Raw genomic sequence first — 18,098 nt, 5'->3', positions numbered from 1 at the left:
TCAGCCGAGCTGCCCGGAAATCGCCTCTTCGACCAGGCGCAGCGCGTCGCCGATCGCCTCCGGCCGCGTTCCGCCGCCCTGTGCGACATCGTCCTTGCCGCCACCGCCACCCCCAAGAGCCTTGGCGGCGACGCCGACCAGCTGTCCGGCCTTGAGCCCCCGCTCGCGCCCCGCCTCGTTGACCGCGGCAACCACCACCGGCCGGTCGGAGGGGGCACCGGCGATCACGACGACCGCCGGCCTGTCGGCCGGGAACCTGCCACGCACATCAAGCGCGAGCTTACGCAGGTCATCGGCGCCGGTTCCATCAGGCGCGCGGTGTGTCACCACGGAGACACCTTGCAGGTCACGAGCCTGGGACACCAGCTCGCCCGCCGCCTGGAGCACCTGGGCCGAGCGGAGCTTCTCCAGCTCCTTCTCCGCCGTGCGCAGCCGGGTGACGATGCCGTCGATGCGCTCGGGCAGCTCCTCGCGGCGCGCCTTGAGCTGCTCGGTGAGCTGCGCGACCAGCACGCTCTCGCGCGCCAGGAAGCGGAAGGCGTCCAGGCCGACGAGCGCCTCGACGCGGCGCACGCCCGCGCCGACCGACTGCTCGCCGAGCACCTTGACCAGGCCGAGCTGGCCGGAGCTGTGCACGTGGGTGCCACCGCACAGCTCGCGCGAGTAGTCGCCGATCTCGACCACGCGGACCTCGTCGCCGTACTTCTCGCCGAACATCGCCAGCGCGCCCATCGCCCTGGCCTCCGCCTGCGAGGTGTAGAACGCGTTGACCTTGAGGTCGTTGACGAGCACGGCGTTGACCTCGTCCTCGACGTCACGCAGCACGCTCGGCGGCACCGCGCCCGCGGAGGTGAAGTCGAAGCGGAAGCGGCCGGGCGAGTTCTCCGAGCCGGCCTGCGCCGCCGTCTCGCCGAGCGCGTTCTTGAAGCCGCGGTGGACGAGGTGGGTGGCGCTGTGGCTGCGCGAGATCGCGCGGCGGCGCTCGAGGTCGATCTCCGCCTGCGCCTCGTCGCCGACCTTCAGCTCGCCGGTGCGGATCTTGCCACGGTGCACGACGAGGCCCGCGAGCGGCGACTGCACGTCGACCACCTCGACCTCGGCGCCGCTGGTGCGGATCACGCCCTGGTCGGCGAGCTGGCCGCCGCCCTCCGCGTAGAACGGGGTGCGCTGCAGCACGACCTCGACCGTGGTGCCCGCGCCCGCGGCGGGGACGGGCAGGCCGTCCACGAGGATGCCGACCACGCTGGTGTCGGCCTCGGTCTGGTCGTAGCCGAGGAACTCGACCCGGCCGGCCGCCTCCAGGAGCTGCCCGAACACCGAGATGTCGGCGTTGCCGGTCTTCTTCGCCGCGGCGTCGGCCTTCGCCATCTGCCGCTGCTCCTTCATGAGGCGGCGGAAGCCCTCCTCGTCGACCTGGAGCCCCTGCTCGGCCGCCATCTCCAGCGTCAGGTCGATCGGGAAGCCGTAGGTGTCGTGCAGCTTGAACGCCTGGTCGCCGGAGATCGTGGTGCCGGACTTGCGCTTGGTCTCCTCGACCGCCACGTCGAAGATCGCCGTGCCGGTGCGCAGCGTGCCCAGGAACGACGCCTCCTCGGCGTCGATGACCGAGTGGATCTGCGGCGCGTCCGTGCGCAGCTCGGGGTACTGCTCGCCCATGACGCCGATCGCGACGTCGGTCAGCTCGTGCATGTAGCGCTCGTCGCCCGAGCCGAGCAGCCGCAGGTTGCGGATCGAGCGGCGCAGGATGCGGCGCAGCACGTAGCCGCGGCCCTCGTTGCTCGGCAGCACGCCGTCGGCCACCAGCATGGTGCCGGTGCGGACGTGGTCGGCGATCACGCGCAGGCTGACGTCGGCGCGGTGGTCGCGGCCGTAGCGGGTCTTGGTGAGCTCGGCCGCCCTGTCGAGGATCTTGTAGGTGGTGTCGATCTCGTAGATGTTGTCGACGCCCTGCAGGATCGCCGCCATGCGCTCCAGGCCCATGCCGGTGTCGATGTTCCTGCTCGGCAGCTCGCCCGCGATGTCGAAGTCGACCTTGGAGCGGACCTGGCTGAGCTGGTACTGCATGAACACGAGGTTCCACACCTCGAGGTAGCGGTCCTCGTCGGCGACGGGGCCGCCCTCCTTGCCGTACTCGGGGCCGCGGTCGTAGTAGATCTCCGAGCAGGGGCCGCCGGGGCCGGGCACGCCCATGTGCCAGTAGTTGTCCTCCAGGCCGCGGCGCTGGATGCGGTGCTCGGGCAGGCCGACCTTGTCACGCCAGATCTCGAACGCCTCGTCGTCCTCGTGGTAGACCGTCGCCCACAGCTTGTCCTCGGGGAAGCCGAAGCCGCCCTCGGACTCGGACTTGGTCAGCAGGTCCCACGCGAACGGGATCACTTCCGCCTTGAAGTAGTCGCCGATCGAGAAGTTGCCCAGCATCTGGAAGAACGTCGCGTGCCGGGTGGTCTTGCCGACCTCGTCGATGTCGGGGGTGCGCACGCACTTCTGCGCGGTGGCCAGCCGTGGCGCCGGAGGCTTTCGCTGCCCCAGGAAGTACGGCTTGAACGGTGCCATACCCGCGTTGACCAGGAGAAGCGTCGGGTCCTCAGCGATCAGGCTGGCCGAGGGCACTACCTTGTGCCCACGCTCCTCGAAGAAGCGCAGGAAGCGGCGCGCGATCTCTGCCGACTCCATGGTGGCCATCCTTTGCTGTAGTCAGTTGTTTCTGGCGTTGGCTGTCTTCTAGCGTTGGCGATCGCCGGCTTCGGCGACGCTGCCGCAGCACGTGCCGCCCTCGGCACCGCCGTCACCGGCGGGCGCCATCGGCGGCGGTCACCGATTCCGGTGGCCCGCCGCGTTCAGCGGCTGCTGTCCTCAGCGTTGTCGAGCCCGAAGCGCGCTCGCAACTCCGTTTCGCGCTCCGCGGCCTCGCCGAACGCGTCGGAAGTAAAGTCTCTCACCCTCCGGAGCATCCCCGCCGCGCCGTCGGCGGTCCTGCGCGCGACGTGATCGGGATGCAACGCCTGCAGCCTGCGCATCACCCAGAAGGCGAGGAACGCGCCGAGCGACAGGTAGAACAGCCTTCTTATCATCGCACTCGCCCCTGCTGCCGCTGTCTCACGCGGGCCCGGGGCCGGTTGACGCGGCGGGCCTCGATGGCGCGCCGCACGCCGTAGCCGAGCGAGGACACCTTGATCAGCGGGCCGGTGAAGATGGTCTGCGTCACCGCGCTCAGCTTGGCCGCGTGCCCGCTGACCTGCTTGACGTCCTTGGCGATGGCCTCCACGGCGACCAGCTGCCTGTTGGTCTCGTTGACCGTGACGCTCATGTCGTCGAGCAGCGGTGCGAGGCGGTTGTTCAGGTCGGAGACCGCCTTGGTGGTCTCGGTGAGCAGCCTCGCGAGCTTGACGAGCACCATGGCCATGACGCAGACCAGGACCACCCAGCCCGTGGCCGCGATCAGCCCGGCTACCTCTCCAGCGGTAAGCATCCGCTCATCTCCCTCGTATGCTGGGCCGGAACGGCAAGACCCTATCGCGTTCGAGCGACAACGTTAGTGGCGAGCGCGCCCCTGATCAGGCCGCCACGTCGGCCCCTGGCACTTCCGTGACCGCGCGCATGAGCCCCCGTGCCGCCCTGATCTCCGGCGCCACCAGCCGTTCCGGCAGCGCCATGGCCGCCGTGCGCAGGCCCCTCAGCGCCAGGTCCGCCGCGTACTCGGCCGCCCGGTGGCCGCCGCAGCCGTACATCTGCCTGGCCCACGCGGGCAGCGTCGCGAACGCCAGCGCGCCGACGGCGGGCAACGAGCCGAGCGCCAGCGGCGGCTCGACGAACGCCAGCCTCAGCGACAGCTGCGGGCTCAGGCTGCGGCGCAGCGCGTCGCGCGCCTCGTCGGTGGCCGACAGGTACGGGCGCATGCCGTCGAGGTAGACCTCCAGCTCCCCCGTGTCGCCCGGGACGTCGCCGAGGCCGACCAGGCGGGCGCTGCGGCACTGCTCGGCCACGTACGCGTCGCGCTCGGCCGCGGTGAGCCGCACGCCGGAACGCCTGGCCACGTCCAGGTGCGAGGAGACCTCGACGCAGTGCACCCAGCGCAGGTTCTCCTCCTCGTTCACCCTGAACAGGGTGCCGGTGTCGGTGTCGAGGCCGATGAGGCGGGCGTGCACCCGGCGCGCCCGCTCGGCCGCGTGCTCGGCCTGCTCGCGGGTGCCGAACGTGCGCACGGCGAGGTAGTCGAGCTGCCGCCGCAGCCGGGCCCGGGCCACCTCCGGGTCGTCGAGGAGGCAGTTCTGGGCGATGCCGCGGATGGTGCGGGGGTGCAGGGACTGGAGCTGGAAGGCGCGTACGGCGGCCGGCCAGGCCGGGGTCTCGGTGTGCACTCGCCAGGTGATCGACCGTGGGCCGAAAAGGCCGCCGCCGGGGGTAACCGTTGCCTTCACATGGTGGTGATTCCCAGCGATCGCTTGCTTAGTACGACTTTGCACGATTCGACGGCGAAGCGTTATGGGGTGGTTACGGGGGTGAGAGACGGGCGGGGCGGGGACGCGGCTGGCCGATCGGAAGGCGAGGGCGGGCGCGGACCGCGCGGGGTCAGCTGATCGGGAGGCGGGCGTAGGCGCGGACCGGGACGCGGCCGACGCCCAGGAGGCGCGGGGGCGCGGCCGTGAACAGCGCACCGGTCGGTGGGAGCCGCTCCAGCCCCGTCAGCCGCTCGACCACGGGGATGCCCGCGGCGAGCAGCGACTCGCGGGCGGGGCGGGCCTCGCGGGCGCAGTCGTCGAGCCCGTCGGCGTCGGTGCCCACCAGCACCGCACCGTGCTCCACCAGCCACGCGGCCGCGTCGGCGGCCAGGCAGTGGCCCTCGCGTACGCCGGTGTGCAGGAGCACGGCGTGGTCGCGCACGTCGAACGGAGCCAGCGAGCCAACCCCGATGGGACTGCGCCGCGCCCCCGTCACCCGCACCACCACGGCGGGAAGATCCACCGCCTTGTCCAGCTCGACGCCACCCAGATCGCCGCCCGGCGCCTCCAGGTACGTGCCGCCCTCCTGCGGGAGGTGGTTGAGCTCGACCAGCCTCCCCCGCCCTTCGCCTGACGCCGGCTGCCGATCGTGCCGCGGGTCGGACGGGCCGCCTCTGGTGCCCTTGTGCGGCTCGGGGAAGATCCGTACGTCGGTGAGCCGGACGGTGTCGGTCATGAGCAGGCCCAGCGACGCCACGAACAGCGCCGCGATGTCGGCCTCGGAGGCGTCCGGACCGGGCAGGTCGACCCGGAAGCCGTGAACGGTGAGATCCCCGCCGTTGCTGAAGGCGATCGCGGCGTCGAAGGAGGCACGGTACTCGGTCATGTCCCGATCAACCTACCGCGCCCCGCCCCCGGCCACCGCCGCCGTACACGTTGCGCCGCACTCCACCGCACCCCACCCCGCCGACCCGGCGCCGGATGGCGGCGCGCGCCAGGCGGCAGCGCGAGCCGGGTGGCGGGGCGAGCCGGGCAGCGGGGCGAGATTACGGTGGGCCGGGTGCGTCGGTGGAGCGGGCGGGGTCAGGATGGTTTGCGGAGGAAGTCGCGGATCTTCGCCCACCGCTCCGCCACCGGCGCCTCGGCCCCGTGCCGGGTCGGCTCGTAGTAGCGCCGCTCCCGCACCTGCTCCGGCGCGTACTCCTGCCGCACCAGCCCGTGCTCGAAGTCGTGCGGGTACTTGTACCCGTCGCCGTGCCCGAGCTTGGCCGCCCCCGGGTAGTGGGCGTCGCGGAGGTGCCCGGGGACCTGCCCGATCAGGCCCTTGCGGACGTCGCCGATCGCCGCGCCGATGGCCTTGACGACGGCGTTGGACTTGGGCGCCATCGCGCAGTGGATGACGGCGTGCGCGAGGTTGATCTGCCCCTCGGGCAGGCCGATGAGCTGCACCGCCTGGGCAGCGGCCACCGCCGTCTGCAGGCAGGTCGGGTCGGCCATGCCCACGTCCTCGGAGGCGAAGATGACGATGCGGCGGGCGATGAACCGCGGGTCCTCGCCGGCCTCGATCATGCGGGCCAGGTAGTGGAGCGCGGCGTCGGCGTCGGAGCCGCGCATCGACTTGATGAACGCGCTGATCACGTCGTAGTGCTGGTCGCCCTGGCGGTCGTAGCGGACGGCGGCCTTGTCGACGGCCTTCTCCACCACCTCGACCGTGATGTCGTCGGCCAGCAGCGCCGCCGCCTCCAGGTACGTCAGTGACCGGCGCGCGTCGCCGCCCGCGAGGCGTACGAGATGCTCCAGGGCCTCGGAGGCGAGGGTGGCGCGACCGGCCAGGCCGCGCGGGTCGGACACGGCGCGCTGGAGGACGGCGCGCACGTCGTCGTCCGACAGGGACTCCAGGGTGAGCAGCAGCGAGCGCGACAGCAGCGGTGAGATGACCGAGAAGAACGGGTTCTCCGTGGTGGCGCCGATGAAGGTGACCCAGCGGTTCTCCACGGCGGGCAGCAGGGCGTCCTGCTGGGCCTTGTTGAAGCGGTGCACCTCGTCCACGAACAGCACCGTCTGGCGGCCCGTCATGCCGAGCTCGCGGCGCGCGTTGTCGATGGCGGCGCGCACGTCCTTGACGCCCGCCGACACGGCGGAGATCTCGACGAAGCGGCGCTTGGTGACGTTGGAGACGACGTAGGCGAGCGTGGTCTTGCCGGTGCCCGGTGGCCCCCAGAGGAACAGCGACATGGGAGCCTCGCTCTCGACCAGGCGCCGCAGCGGGGTGCCCGGGCCGAGCAGGTGCCGCTGGCCGATCACCTCGTCGAGCGTGCGCGGGCGCATCCGCACCGCGAGAGGCTGGGGGGTGGCCTCCTCAGCCGCCGAGTCGAACAGGCTATCCACAACGCGAGATTACACTCTGCGGCGCACCCGCCGGTCCGGGTCACACCCGCGCCAGGTCCCCGTCACGACCACACCGCTCTGGCGCCCGAGTCGCCGGCCTGGAAGACGAAGTAGCCGGAGACGGCCGCCAGCACCACGGTCAGCGCCGAGAGGATCATCGAGACGGGGCGGCCGAACCGGTCGCGGCCGACGGAGTCGCGGGAGGGGCGGGTGGCGTACACGAGCAGCAGGGCCGCGACGCCCAGCCCGAGCACCGACATCAGCAGCGGGGTGGCGAAGCTCTGGTGGGTGGAGATGCGGGCGGCCATCTCGCCCTCGGCCGTGCCGAAGCGGGCCGCCTTGAGGCTCTCGCCGCTCTGCCTGGCCGCGAAGACGGCCGCCGGCGTGGCCAGGGCGAGCAGGACCACCGCCCACGCGACGTTCGCCCGCCAGCGCGGCAGCAGCGCGTACGCCACCGCCACCGCGACGAGCAGCGGGGTCAGCACCACGGCGAAGTGAATGATCAGGGGGTGGGCCGGCAGGCCCAGGATCTGGTCGAACATGGGGCGCCTCCTTAGTGCTCATTTCAACTACGTTTGCGGACACCATAAGGTTCGCGATCACAACAGTCGCAGGTGCGGCTTTCGCCACTTACGTCCGTCACATATCGGAGGCCGGTAGCATTCGCGGAGTTGTTTGGTCATGCGTTGGCAAAGACGAGAGGACATAGCGGTGAGCGGCGACGACCGCCAGAACGAAGAGGACCGCCAGAAAGAGCTGGCGCGGGAGCACAAGGAACGGCAGGCGAAGCGCGCGGCCGAGCAGAGCGCCAAGGCAAGGCGGAACACCTTCATCGGCGCGGCCGTGGCCGTCGTCGTGGTCGCCGGCGGCATCTTCGCCGCGACCACCCTGGTGGGCAACGACGGAGCGAGCAACGCGGCGGCCGAAAGCACGCCCTCCGCCTCGGCCTCGCCCTCGGGTTCGCCCGTCCTCCCGACGGCGCTGCCCAGCTCCACGCCCAAGCAGGCGAAGGACGTCACCTGCACGTACAAGCGCGACAGCTCCGTCCCGCACAAGTACGTGGGGCTGCCGCCCAAGAAGCCGAACATGAAGCTCTCGACGATGACGATCAAGACCAACCACGGTGACATCGTCATCGACGTGGACCCGAACGCCACCCCGTGCTCGGTCAACTCGATGGCCTTCCTCGCCAAGAAGGGCTTCTACGAGGGCAACAAGTGCCACCGCCTGGCCAAGCCGGAGACCTCCGGCCTGTACCTGCTGCAGTGCGGCGACCCGCAGGCCAAGGCCGACGGCAAGAACAAGACCGACGGCCAGGGCAACGCCGGCTACGTCTTCGGGGACGAGGCCGTGGACGTCATGCCGTACAGCAGGGGCGTGGTCTTCCTGACCCAGCCGCTGGACGCCGCAGGGCAGAACAGCAGCCAGTTCGCCATCTCGATGTCGGACGAGAACACGCAGCTGGAGCAGGTGTACTCGGTGCTGGGCGTGGTCAAGTCCGGCCTTGAGATCATCGACAAGGTCGCCGAGGGCGGCGTCATCACCAACCCCGACGACATCACGGGCGACGGCGGCTCCACCGCGCCGAAGATCCCGATCGTCATCAAGAAGGTCATCCTGAAGTAGGGGACCTCACGCGAAAGGGCCGGGGCGGCTGCCGCCCCGGCCCTTTCACATGACCGTTACGCCTCGGTCTTGGGCTGGGCGTCCACGCCCGCCTCCTTGCGCTGGTCGGCCGTGATCGGCGTCGGCGCGCCCGTGAGCGGGTCGAAGCCGGAGGCCGTCTTCGGGAACGCGATCACGTCGCGGATCGAGTCGCCGCCGGACAGCAGCATGCAGATCCGGTCCCAGCCGTAGGCGATGCCGCCGTGCGGGGGCGGGCCGTACTTGAACGCCTCCAGCAGGAAGCCGAACTTGCTCTCCGCCTCCTCCTTGGAGATGCCGAGCACGTCGAACACGCGCTGCTGCATCTCGGCCCGGTGGATACGGATGGAGCCGCCGCCGATCTCCATGCCGTTGCAGACCATGTCGTAGGCGTAGGCCAGCGCCTCGCCCGGGTGGTCCTGGAAGTTGTCGGCCCACTCCGGCTTCGGGCCGGTGAACGGGTGGTGCACGGCCGTCCAGCCGCCCTCGCCGTCCTCCTCGAACATGGGGGCGTCCACGACCCACAGGAACGACCACAGCGACTCGTCGATGAGGTCGCAGCGCCGGCCGATCTCCAGGCGGGCCGCGCCGAGCAGGTCGCGGGCGGCGTTCCTGGCGCCGGCGGCGAAGAAGATCGCGTCGCCGGGCTCGGCGCCCACCTTGGCGGCCAGGCCGGACAGCTCCTCCTCCGACAGGTTCTTGGCGACCGGGCCGCCCAGCGTGCCGTCCTCCTGGACGAGCACGTACGCCAGGCCCTTGGCGCCGCGCGAGCGGGCCCACTCCTGCCAGCCGTCGAGCTCCTTGCGGGTCTGCGAGCCGCCGCCGGGCATGACGACGGCGCCGACGTAGTCGGCCTGGAAGACGCGGAAGGAGGTGTTCGCGAAGTACTCGGTCATCTCGACCAGCTCCTGGCCGAAGCGCAGGTCGGGCTTGTCGGAGCCGTAGCGGGCCATGGCGTCGGCGTACGTCATGCGCGGCAGCGGGGTCGGCAGCTCGTAGCCGGCGATCTCCCTCCACAGCCGGCCGATCAGCTTCTCGCCGACCTCGATGACGTCCTCCTGGTCCACGAAGGACATCTCGACGTCGATCTGCGTGAACTCCGGCTGCCGGTCGGCCCGCAGGTCCTCGTCGCGGTAGCACTTGGCGAGCTGGTAGTAGCGCTCGAGCCCGGCCACCTGGAGGAGCTGCTTGAACAGCTGCGGCGACTGCGGCAGCGCGTACCAGTTGCCGGGCTGCAGGCGCACCGGCACCAGGAAGTCGCGCGCGCCCTCGGGCGTGGAGCGGGTCAGCGTGGGCGTCTCGACGTAGACGAAGCCGAGCTCGTTCATCACCTCGTTGGCCAGGTAGGTGGCCTTGGAGCGGGTGCGCATCGCGTTGGCGACCTGCTGGCGGCGGATGTCGAGGTAGCGGTACTTCAGCCGCGCCTCCTCCGACACCCCCACGTTGCCCTCGATCGGGAACGGCAGCGGCGCGGACTCGCTCAGCACCTCGACCCGCTCGGCCACCACCTCGATCGCGCCGGTCGGCAGGTCGGGGTTCTCGTTGCCCTCGGGGCGCACCCTGACCTGGCCGACGACCTGCACGCAGTATTCGGCGCGCAGGTCGTGGGCGTGGTCCTCCTCGCGGAAGACCACCTGCGCCGAGCCGGAGGCGTCGCGCAGGTCGATGAAGACGACGCCGCCGTGGTCACGGCGGCGGGCCACCCATCCTGCGAGCGTCACCTGCTGCCCGGCGTGCTCCTCACGGAGCGACCCGGCGGTATGCGTGCGGATCACTGCACTTTCCCTTCGTACGGATAGGGGGAGGAAGGCGAGCCGATCACTTCACCTTCTCCTTCAAGACGTCGACGACCTGGTCCAGCGGCACCTCGGTCTGCTCGGCGGTGCCCAGGTCCTTCACTTGCACGGCCTTGGCCGCGAGGTCACGCTCGCCCAGGATCAGCGCGAACGCGGCGCCCGAGCGGTCGGCGCCCTTCATCGCGCCCTTGAGACCCTTGCCGCCGAAGGCCATGTCGGCGCTGACGCCCGCCTCACGCAGCTCTTCGACGAGCAGGAACATGCGGCGGCGCGCGTCGTCACCCAGCGGGACACCGTACACCTGGACACGCCTGGGCGCGGTGTCCTCACCGAGCAGCCCCTCGGCCTCCATGGCCAGGAACGTGCGGTCGACGCCGAGCGCCCAGCCGACGCTGGGCAGGGGCGGGCCGTCGAGCATCTCGCTGAGCCCGTCGTAGCGCCCGCCGCCGCCCACGGCGGACTGCGAGCCGAGGCCGTCGTGCACGAACTCGAACGTGGTGCGCGTGTAGTAGTCGAGCCCGCGCACCAGCCGCGGGTCGTCCTCGAACGCGATCTCGCAGGCGGTCAGCAGGCCGCGGACCTCTTCGTGGTAGGCCCGGCAGGCCGCGCACAGGTGATCGACGACCAGGGGCGCGCCGGCGAGCTGGGCCTGCACCTCGGGCCGCTTGTCGTCGAGCACCCGCAGCGGGTTGATCTCGATGCGCGCCCGGGTGTCCTCGTCGAGGTCGAGCCCGCGCAGGAACTCCTGCAGCGCGGCCCGGTAGGCGGGCCTGCAGTTCTTGTCGCCCAGGGAGTTGAGCAGCAGCTTGACGCGCTGGAGCCCGAGCGAGGCGAACCCGCGGACGGCCAGCACGATCAGCTCGGCGTCGAGCGCCGGGTCCTCGGAGCCGAGCGCCTCGGCGCCGACCTGCCAGAAGTGGCGGTAGCGGCCCTTCTGGGCGCGCTCGTAGCGGAACTGGCTGCCGGAGTACCACAACTTGACCGGGAGCTGGCCGTTGTGCAGGTTGTGCTGGAGCACCGCGCGCACGACGGAGGCGGTGCCCTCGGGGCGCAGCGTCAGGGAGCGTCCCGCCTTGTCGGGGAAGGTGTACATCTCCTTGGTGACGATGTCGGTCGACTCGCCTACGCCCCTGGCGAACAGCTGCGTGTCCTCGAAGACGGGCGTCTCGATGTAGCCGTAGCCCGCCCCGCGCAGCGGCGCGGCCAGTGCCTCGCGTACGGCGAGGACCCGCTCGGAGCGGGGCGGCAGCCAGTCGAAGGTGCCCTTGGGTGCTTGGAAGCTCATTAGATCCCTCGTGTGGGACCGGCGTGCGGCGCTGCTTCCTTGAGGTACGGGTTGGTCGCGCGCTCGCGGCCGATCGTGGTCTGTGGTCCGTGGCCCGGCAGAACGACCGTATCGTCAGGCAGCGGCAGACACTTGGTAGCCAGGCTGCGCAGAATCGTCGCGTAGTCGCCGCCGGGAAGATCGGAGCGGCCGATGGAGCCGGCGAACAGCAGGTCGCCCGAAAACATGATCTCGTCGCCGGGCAGCCGGAAGCTCACCGACCCCCTGGTATGGCCGGGCGTGTGGTCGACCACGAGCTCGAGGCCGGCGAGCTGGAGCACGGCGCCGTCGGACAGCTCGCGCACGTCGTCGGGCTCGCTCAGCGTGATGCCGCCGAACAGCGAGGCGCTGGTGTCGGACCAGCCCGCGGCGGGGTCGCTCAGCAGGTGGCGGTCGTCGGGGTGGATCCACGCGGGCACGTCGCGCGCGCCGCACACGGGGGCCACGGACCAGACGTGGTCGAGGTGGCCGTGGGTCAGCAGGACCGCGACGGGCTTGAGCCGGTGCTCGCGCAGCAGCTCGTCGACGCCCTCGGTCGCGTCCTGACCTGGATCGACGATCACGCACTCCTCGCCGGCCGCGGGCGCGACGACGTAACAATTGGTCTGGAAGGCCCCTGCGGGGAAGCCTGCGATGAGCATCTGCCTCAGGTGATCTCGTCGAAAAGCCAATGGGAATGTAACCGAAGGGTACCGGTGCGGGTCGCCGGGCTGCGAATCATTACCCGTTGGCCGATACGATTCGCCCACCTCAGTTGATTGACTATGGGAGGCAAAGCGGTGGCCACGGGGAAGGACCGGCAGAAGCAGCTGGCGCGCGAGCACTACGAGCGGCAGATGCAGCGCCGCATCGAGCGCGAGCAGAAGGCCAAGCGCACGGCGATCATCGGCTCCACCGTGGGCGTCGTGATCGTGGTCGGAGGCATCGTGGCCGCGGTCGCGCTGCTGGGCGGCAACGACACGGGCACCGAGGCGGCCGCCTCGCCGTCGGCGTCGGCCGTACCCACCGACACCGCTCAGGCGTCGGCGAGCACGGGGCCCAAGCCGTACGACGCCAAGACGGGCACGTGCGACTACGTCAAGGACGCCTCGGGCGGCACGGTCAAGGACGTCGGCATGCCGCCGGCGAAGGTCAAGACCGAGCCGGCCACGAAGACGATGACGTTCAAGACGAATCTGGGCGACATCGTGGTCGAGCTCGACAACGCCAAGGCGCCGTGCACCACGAACTCGCTGGAGTTCCTGGCGAAGAAGAACTACTACGACGGCAGCAAGTGCCACCGGCTCGGCGGCGACCAGTTCCCGATGCTCCAGTGCGGCGACCCGACGGCCAAGGCCGACGGCAAGAACGAGACCGACGGCCAGGGCGGCCCCGGCTACGTCATGGCCGAGGAGAACCTGCAGGGCGCCCAGTACAAGCGCGGCGTGATGGCCATGGCCAAAACGCAGGCTCCGGGCAGCACGGGCAGCCAGTTCTTCCTGGTTTACGGGGACATCGGGCTCACCCCGGATTACACGCCGGTGGGTACGATCACCAAGGGGCTCGACATCCTGGACAAGGTGAACAAAGCAGGCAACATCCCTAGCGCCATGGGAGATGGGACTGGAGCGCCAAAGCAAACCGTCGAAATCAAAGACGTGACAATCGCCGGCAAGAGCTGACGTAATACAAACTAGGGACGAAGTAGTCCCGAAGGGTCTGATGGATAGTGCGGGAGGACACGGTGAGCACCGACCCGTGGGGCCGGGTAGACGACGACGGCACCGTCTACGTGCGTACGGCTGAGGGAGAGCGGGCCGTCGGCTCCTGGCAGGCCGGTGAACCCGAAGAGGCACTGGCCTACTTCCATCGCAAGTACGACGAGCTGGCCGGTCAGGTGCAGCTGCTCGAACAGCGGGTCAGGGGCACCGATCTGGCCCCGGCACAGGCCGAGGCGAGCATCACCAAGCTGCGCGAGGCCGTCTCCGAAGCGCACGCCATCGGGGACCTGGACGCGCTGACGCGGCGGCTGGACGGCCTGACCGAGCTCGTCGCACAGCGCCGCGAGGAGGTCAAGGCGGCTCGCGAGCACGCGCGGGCCGAGGCCAGGGCGGTCAAGGAGCGCATCGTCGGCGAGGCCGAGCGCATCGCGGACGAGACCACCCACTGGAAGTCCGGTGGGGAGCGGCTGCGCCAGCTGGTGGAGGAGTGGAAGGCCGCCGACCGCATCGACCGGGTCACCGAGGCCGCGCTGTGGAAGCGGCTGTCGGCCGCGCGCACGGCGTTCGCCAAGCGGCGCAAGCAGTACTTCGCGGGGCTGGACGAGCAGCGCGAGGGCGTCCGCTCGGCCAAGGAGCGCATCGTCGCCGAGGCCGAGGCGCTCGCCGACTCGACCGACTGGGGCCAGACCGCGGCGATCTACCGCGAGCTGATGCAGCAGTGGAAGAGCGCCGGGCGGGCCTCCCGCGAGGCCGAGGACGAGCTGTGGGCGCGCTTCAAGGCCGCCCAGGACCAGTTCTTCCAGGCCCGTTCCGCGGTGTTCGCGGAGCGGGACGCCTCGCTGGCCGCCAACGCGGAGGTCAAGGAGGTGCTGCTGGCCGAGGCCGAGAAGCTCCTCCCGGTCACCGACGTACGCACGGCCAGGGCGGCGCTGCGGCACGTCCTGGAGCGCTGGGAGGCCGCCGGGCCCGTGCCGCGCGAGCAGCGCGACCGGCTGGAGGGCGGGCTGCGCAAGGTCGACGAGGCCGTGCGCAAGGCCGAGGACGCCGAGTGGAAGCGGTCCAACCCCGAGGCCAGGGCCCGCGCCCAGAGCACGGTCGACCAGCTCCGCACCTCGATCGAGCAGCTCGAGAAGCGGCTGTCCAAGGCGCAGGCCGCCGGGCGCGCCAAGGACGTCAAGGAGGCCGAGGAGGCCCTGATCGCCCGCCGTTCGTGGCTGGCGGAGGCCGAGCGCACGCTCACCGAGTTCAGCTAGGGGTTTCAGCCAGGCTGTGCTCCCCCGGGCCGCCGTCGCCGATCGGGCGGCGCGCGACGGGGCCCGGGATCTAGGCTGGCGGTCATGGACCCCGTCGCGGCCGCGCGTGCCTTCGTCGAAGAGCTGTTCCCCGGCGCCCTGTACGCCTTCGTCGGCGGCAGCGTGCTCACCGGGCTCCGCACCGCCACCTCCGACCTCGACGTCGTGGTGGTGCTCGACGGCCTGCCCGCCCCCTACCGGGAGTCGCTGCGCTGGCGCGAGTGGCCGGTGGAGCTGTTCGCGCACAGCGAGACCAGCCTGGCCGTCTACGTCGACGACGGCTTCGAGCAGCGGCGGCCGGTCCTGGCCCGCATCTGCGCCGAGGGCGCGGTGGTGACCGACAGGACGGGCGGCAGGGCCAGCGACCTCCAGTCCGAGCTGGCCGACCGCCTCGCGGACGGCCCGTCGGGGCTGACCGACGGCCAGGCCGACCGTTTCAGGTACGTGCTGTCCGACCTGCTCGACGACCTGTCGGGCGCGACCGATCCGGGCGAGCGGGCGTTCATCGGCTGGGAGGTCGTCCAGGCGGCCGCGCGGACGGCGCTGGGCGTGGGGCGGGCGTGGCAGGGCAGCGGCAAGTGGCTGCTGCGCGAGCTGCGCGCCCACGATGCGAAGCTGGCCGATGAGCTGCTCGACGCCCGCGACGACCCCGCCAGGCTGGCCGCCGTGGCCACGGACGTCCTTGAGCGGGCCGGAGGGCGTCTCTGGGAGGGTTACAGGACCCAGGGGGACCCCTTCCACCAGCCGCTGCGTCACGTGCCCTCAGGGGCGCTCTCCGGCGAGACGGCGCAGAGCGGCGGGATGCGGCGGCTGGCCGCCGTCAGCGGCGCCACGACCGGCTCGTCGCGGCTGTGGATGGGGCAGACCCACGTCGCCCCCGCCACCCGCTCGTCCGACCACCACCACGGCGCCTCCGAGACGGCCATCTACGTGGTCAGCGGCACGCCGTCGTTCGTGTTCCTGGAGGAGGGCCGGGAGCGGCGCATCGACGCGGGGCCGGGCGACTACGTGTTCGTGCCGCCGTACGTGCCGCACCGCGAGGAGAACCCCGACCCGTCGCACGAGGCGGTCGTGGTGATCGCGCGCAGCACGCAGGAGGCCGTCGTGGTCAACCTGCCCGACCTGCGCCAGCACTAGCCGCCCGCGCCGCTCACCCGGTAGACGTCGAACACGCCCTGGATGCTGCGCACGGCCTTGAGCACGTGCCCCAGGTGCTTGGGGTCGCCCATCTCGAACGTGAACTTGCTGATCGCCACCCGGTCGCGCGACGTCGTGACCGAGGCGCTGAGGATGTTGACGTGCTGGTCCGACAGCGTACGGGTGACGTCCGACAGCAGCCGCGGCCGGTCGAGCGCCTCCACCTGGATGGCCACCAGGAACACGCTGTCGTCGCTCGGCGACCAGCTCACCTCCACCAGGCGGTCGGGCTGCGCCTTGAGCTGCTGCACGTTGGTGCAGTCGGCCCGGTGCACCGACACGCCGTGGCCCCGGGTGACGAACCCGACGATCTCGTCGCCCGGCACCGGGGTGCAGCACTTCGACAGGCGTACCCAGACGTCGGCGTCGCCCGCCACCACCACGCCGGCGCCGCCACCGCCGCGGGGACGGCCGCGCAGCCGCGTCGGCAGCGAGGTCTCGGCGATGTCCTCCTCGGCGCTGTCGACGCCGCCGATCGAGGCCACCAGCTTCTGCACGACCGCCTGGGCCGCGATGTGGCCCTCGCCGACGGCCGCGTACAGGGCGGACACGTCGGGGTAGCGCAGGTCGCGGGCCAGCGCCAGCAGCGCCTCGCCGGACATCAGCCGCTGCAGCGGCAGGCCCTGCTTGCGCATGGCCCGGCCGATGGCCTCCTTGCCCGCCTCGATCGCGGTCTCGCGGCGCTCCTTGGAGAACCACTGCCGGATCTTGTTGCGGGCCCGGCCCGACTTGACGAACTTCAGCCAGTCGCGCGACGGCCCGGCGTCCGGCGACTTGGAGGTGAAGATCTCCACCGTGTCGCCGTTGCCGAGCCGCGACTCCAGGGGCACCAGCCGCCCGTTGACCCGGGCGCCGATACAGCGGTGCCCCACCTCCGTGTGCACCGCGTACGCGAAGTCGACCGGCGTGGCACCCTCCGGCAGGGCGATGACCTGGCCCTTCGGGGTGAAGACGTAGACCTCGGAGACCGACAGGTCGAACCGCAGCGACTCCAGGAACTCGCCCGGGTCGGAGGTCTCCTTCTGCCAGTCGAGGAGCTGGCGCAGCCAGGCCATGTCGCTGCCCGGCTTGACCTTCCCCGTGGGGCCGGGGGCGCCGACCTCCTCCTTGTACTTCCAGTGCGCGGCCACGCCGTACTCGGCCCTGTGGTGCATCGCGTGGGTGCGGATCTGCAGCTCCACCGGCTTGCCCTCGGGACCGATCACCGTCGTGTGCAGCGACTGGTACATGTTGAACTTGGGCATCGCGATGTAGTCCTTGAAGCGCCCCGGCACCGGGTTCCACCTGGCGTGGATGGTGCCGAGCGCGGCGTAGCAGTCGCGCACGCTGTCGACCAGGACGCGGATGCCCACCAGGTCGTAGATGTCGTCGAACGCGACATCCCTGGCGATCATCTTCTGGTAGACCGAGTAGTAGTGCTTCGGCCGGCCCTTCACCACCGCGCGGATCTTCGCCTCGCGCAGGTCGCCGTGGACTTTCTCGATGACCTCCTGCAGGAACAGGTCGCGGCGCGGCGCCCGCTCCGACACCATGCGGGCGATCTCGTCGTAGCGCTTCGGGTAGAGCATGGCGAACGCGAGGTCCTCCAGCTCCCACTTGATCGTGTTCATGCCCAGGCGGTGGGCCAGCGGGGCGAAGATCTCCAGCGTCTCGCGCGACTTCTGGTGCCGCTTGTGCTCCGGCAGGTAGCGCATGGTGCGCATGTTGTGCAGGCGGTCGGCCAGCTTGATGATCAGCACGCGGATGTCGCGCGACATGGCGACGACCATCTTGCGCACGGTCTCGGCCTGCGCGGCGTCGCCGAACTTGACCTTGTCAAGCTTGGTGACGCCGTCGACCAGGGACCCGATCGTGTCGCCGAAGTCGCCACGCAGCTCGTCGAGGCTGTAGGCGGTGTCCTCGACCGTGTCGTGCAGCAGCGCCGCGCACAACGTCTCGTCGTCGGTGCCCAGCTCGGCCAGGATCGTCGCCACGGCCAGCGGGTGCGTGATGTACGGATCGCCCGACTTCCGCTTCTGGTCACGGTGGTGGTAGGCGGCCACGTCGTAGGCACGCTCGATCAGCCGCAGATCGGCCTTGGGATGGGTGGCTCTGACCGTGCGGAACAACGGCTCCAGCACCGGATTCATGGCCCCACCCCCAAACCGCCGTCGACGCACCGCCGGCATGCCGGGCGCCTCGGCATTGCCAGAGTCGGTTACGTCGGGCACGACCACATCACGGGGCACTCAGACTCCTCCCGCACTGACTCCCCACGCAAAGCTCCTCACGTTTCGAGTCCAGATCCCCCCAGTGTATCCAGGTGGCGAACCTGGACC

General features: G+C 70.9%; 15 protein-coding genes. 4 read left to right on the top strand and 11 right to left on the bottom strand.

Features of this window, described 5'->3' with window-relative positions; genetic code table 11:
* The 7 genes from alaS to HD593_RS18030 form a co-directional block, all read right to left on the bottom strand.
* Positions 1-2,673 (bottom strand): alanine--tRNA ligase, encoded by a 2,673-nt coding sequence (gene alaS, locus HD593_RS18060; RefSeq protein ID WP_185103258.1) that lies wholly within the window; start codon positions 2,671-2,673, stop codon positions 1-3.
* A 164-nt stretch (positions 2,674-2,837) separates the two neighbouring features.
* Positions 2,838-3,071, bottom strand: a complete 234-nt coding sequence (locus HD593_RS18055; RefSeq protein ID WP_185103257.1) for a hypothetical protein — start codon at positions 3,069-3,071, stop codon at positions 2,838-2,840.
* Positions 3,068-3,469, bottom strand: a complete 402-nt coding sequence (locus HD593_RS18050; RefSeq protein WP_185103256.1) for a DUF948 domain-containing protein — start codon at positions 3,467-3,469, stop codon at positions 3,068-3,070. The genes HD593_RS18055 and HD593_RS18050 overlap by 4 nt, the downstream gene beginning before the upstream one ends.
* An 85-nt stretch (positions 3,470-3,554) precedes the next feature.
* Positions 3,555-4,358, bottom strand: a complete 804-nt coding sequence (locus tag HD593_RS18045) for an oxygenase MpaB family protein (protein WP_312903534.1) — start codon at positions 4,356-4,358, stop codon at positions 3,555-3,557.
* Between the two features lie 211 nt (positions 4,359-4,569).
* A complete protein-coding gene (locus tag HD593_RS18040) occupies positions 4,570-5,325 on the bottom strand; it encodes a cyclase family protein (RefSeq protein ID WP_185103254.1) in 756 nt (251 codons plus the stop codon).
* Between the two features lie 197 nt (positions 5,326-5,522).
* Positions 5,523-6,767, bottom strand: coding sequence for a replication-associated recombination protein A (locus HD593_RS18035; RefSeq protein ID WP_246547984.1), 1,245 nt, complete (start codon positions 6,765-6,767; stop codon positions 5,523-5,525).
* Between the two features lie 122 nt (positions 6,768-6,889).
* A complete protein-coding gene (locus tag HD593_RS18030; protein WP_185103252.1) occupies positions 6,890-7,369 on the bottom strand; it encodes a DUF2231 domain-containing protein in 480 nt (159 codons plus the stop codon).
* Between the two features lie 169 nt (positions 7,370-7,538).
* On the opposite strand from HD593_RS18030, the gene HD593_RS18025 reads away from it, so the two are divergent.
* Positions 7,539-8,453: a peptidylprolyl isomerase gene (locus tag HD593_RS18025; RefSeq protein WP_312903533.1), complete on the top strand. Its 915-nt coding sequence runs from the start codon at positions 7,539-7,541 to the stop codon at positions 8,451-8,453.
* A 56-nt stretch (positions 8,454-8,509) separates the two neighbouring features.
* Here the strand turns inward: HD593_RS18025 and aspS are convergent, their stop codons facing one another.
* The 3 genes from aspS to HD593_RS18010 are packed head-to-tail and all read right to left on the bottom strand — an operon-like array spanning position 8,510 to position 12,232.
* Positions 8,510-10,246, bottom strand: coding sequence for an aspartate--tRNA ligase (aspS, locus tag HD593_RS18020; RefSeq protein WP_185103250.1), 1,737 nt, complete (start codon positions 10,244-10,246; stop codon positions 8,510-8,512).
* A gap of 43 nt (positions 10,247-10,289) precedes the next feature.
* Positions 10,290-11,552, bottom strand: coding sequence for a histidine--tRNA ligase (gene hisS, locus HD593_RS18015; RefSeq protein WP_185103249.1), 1,263 nt, complete (start codon positions 11,550-11,552; stop codon positions 10,290-10,292).
* Complete coding sequence (locus HD593_RS18010) at positions 11,552-12,232, bottom strand: MBL fold metallo-hydrolase (RefSeq protein WP_185103248.1); 681 nt, start codon at positions 12,230-12,232, stop codon at positions 11,552-11,554. The genes hisS and HD593_RS18010 overlap by 1 nt, the downstream gene beginning before the upstream one ends.
* A gap of 138 nt (positions 12,233-12,370) precedes the next feature.
* On the opposite strand from HD593_RS18010, the gene HD593_RS18005 reads away from it, so the two are divergent.
* From HD593_RS18005 to HD593_RS61430, 3 genes are all read left to right on the top strand, one after another.
* Entirely contained in the window at positions 12,371-13,252 is an 882-nt protein-coding gene (locus HD593_RS18005) for a peptidylprolyl isomerase (RefSeq protein ID WP_312903532.1), read from the top strand.
* A gap of 62 nt (positions 13,253-13,314) precedes the next feature.
* Positions 13,315-14,544, top strand: coding sequence for a DUF349 domain-containing protein (locus HD593_RS18000; RefSeq protein WP_185103246.1), 1,230 nt, complete (start codon positions 13,315-13,317; stop codon positions 14,542-14,544).
* Positions 14,545-14,628: 84 nt separating this feature from the next.
* Entirely contained in the window at positions 14,629-15,720 is a 1,092-nt protein-coding gene (locus HD593_RS61430) for a cupin domain-containing protein (protein WP_246546606.1), read from the top strand.
* Here HD593_RS61430 and HD593_RS17985 read toward each other — a convergent pair.
* Positions 15,717-17,909 carry a RelA/SpoT family protein gene (locus HD593_RS17985; RefSeq protein ID WP_185103245.1) on the bottom strand — a complete coding sequence of 731 codons (2,193 nt, stop codon included), beginning with the start codon at positions 17,907-17,909 and terminating at the stop codon, positions 15,717-15,719. The two genes, HD593_RS61430 and HD593_RS17985, sit on opposite strands and share 4 nt — an antisense overlap.
* Between the last annotated feature and the right edge of the window lie 189 nt (positions 17,910-18,098).

This window comes from Nonomuraea rubra (genome assembly GCF_014207985.1).
GTDB classification, from domain to species: Bacteria; Actinomycetota; Actinomycetes; order Streptosporangiales; family Streptosporangiaceae; genus Nonomuraea; species Nonomuraea rubra.
This window is presented reverse-complemented; position numbering and strand designations above follow the sequence as displayed.

Excerpts from the sequence above, each read along its gene's own strand:
- alaS (WP_185103258.1), bottom strand. The coding sequence starts at position 2,673 with ATGGAGTCGGCAGAGATCGCGCGCCGCTTCCTGCGCTTCTTCGAGGAG.
- HD593_RS18055 (WP_185103257.1), bottom strand. The coding sequence starts at position 3,071 with ATGATAAGAAGGCTGTTCTACCTGTCGCTCGGCGCGTTCCTCGCCTTC.
- HD593_RS18050 (WP_185103256.1), bottom strand. The coding sequence starts at position 3,469 with ATGCTTACCGCTGGAGAGGTAGCCGGGCTGATCGCGGCCACGGGCTGG.
- HD593_RS18040 (WP_185103254.1), bottom strand. The coding sequence starts at position 5,325 with ATGACCGAGTACCGTGCCTCCTTCGACGCCGCGATCGCCTTCAGCAAC.
- HD593_RS18035 (WP_246547984.1), bottom strand. The coding sequence starts at position 6,767 with ATGCGCCCGCGCACGCTCGACGAGGTGATCGGCCAGCGGCACCTGCTC.
- HD593_RS18030 (WP_185103252.1), bottom strand. The coding sequence starts at position 7,369 with ATGTTCGACCAGATCCTGGGCCTGCCGGCCCACCCCCTGATCATTCAC.
- hisS (WP_185103249.1), bottom strand. The coding sequence starts at position 11,552 with ATGAGCTTCCAAGCACCCAAGGGCACCTTCGACTGGCTGCCGCCCCGC.
- HD593_RS18010 (WP_185103248.1), bottom strand. The coding sequence starts at position 12,232 with ATGCTCATCGCAGGCTTCCCCGCAGGGGCCTTCCAGACCAATTGTTAC.
- HD593_RS61430 (WP_246546606.1), top strand. The coding sequence starts at position 14,629 with ATGGACCCCGTCGCGGCCGCGCGTGCCTTCGTCGAAGAGCTGTTCCCC.
- HD593_RS17985 (WP_185103245.1), bottom strand. The coding sequence starts at position 17,909 with ATGAATCCGGTGCTGGAGCCGTTGTTCCGCACGGTCAGAGCCACCCAT.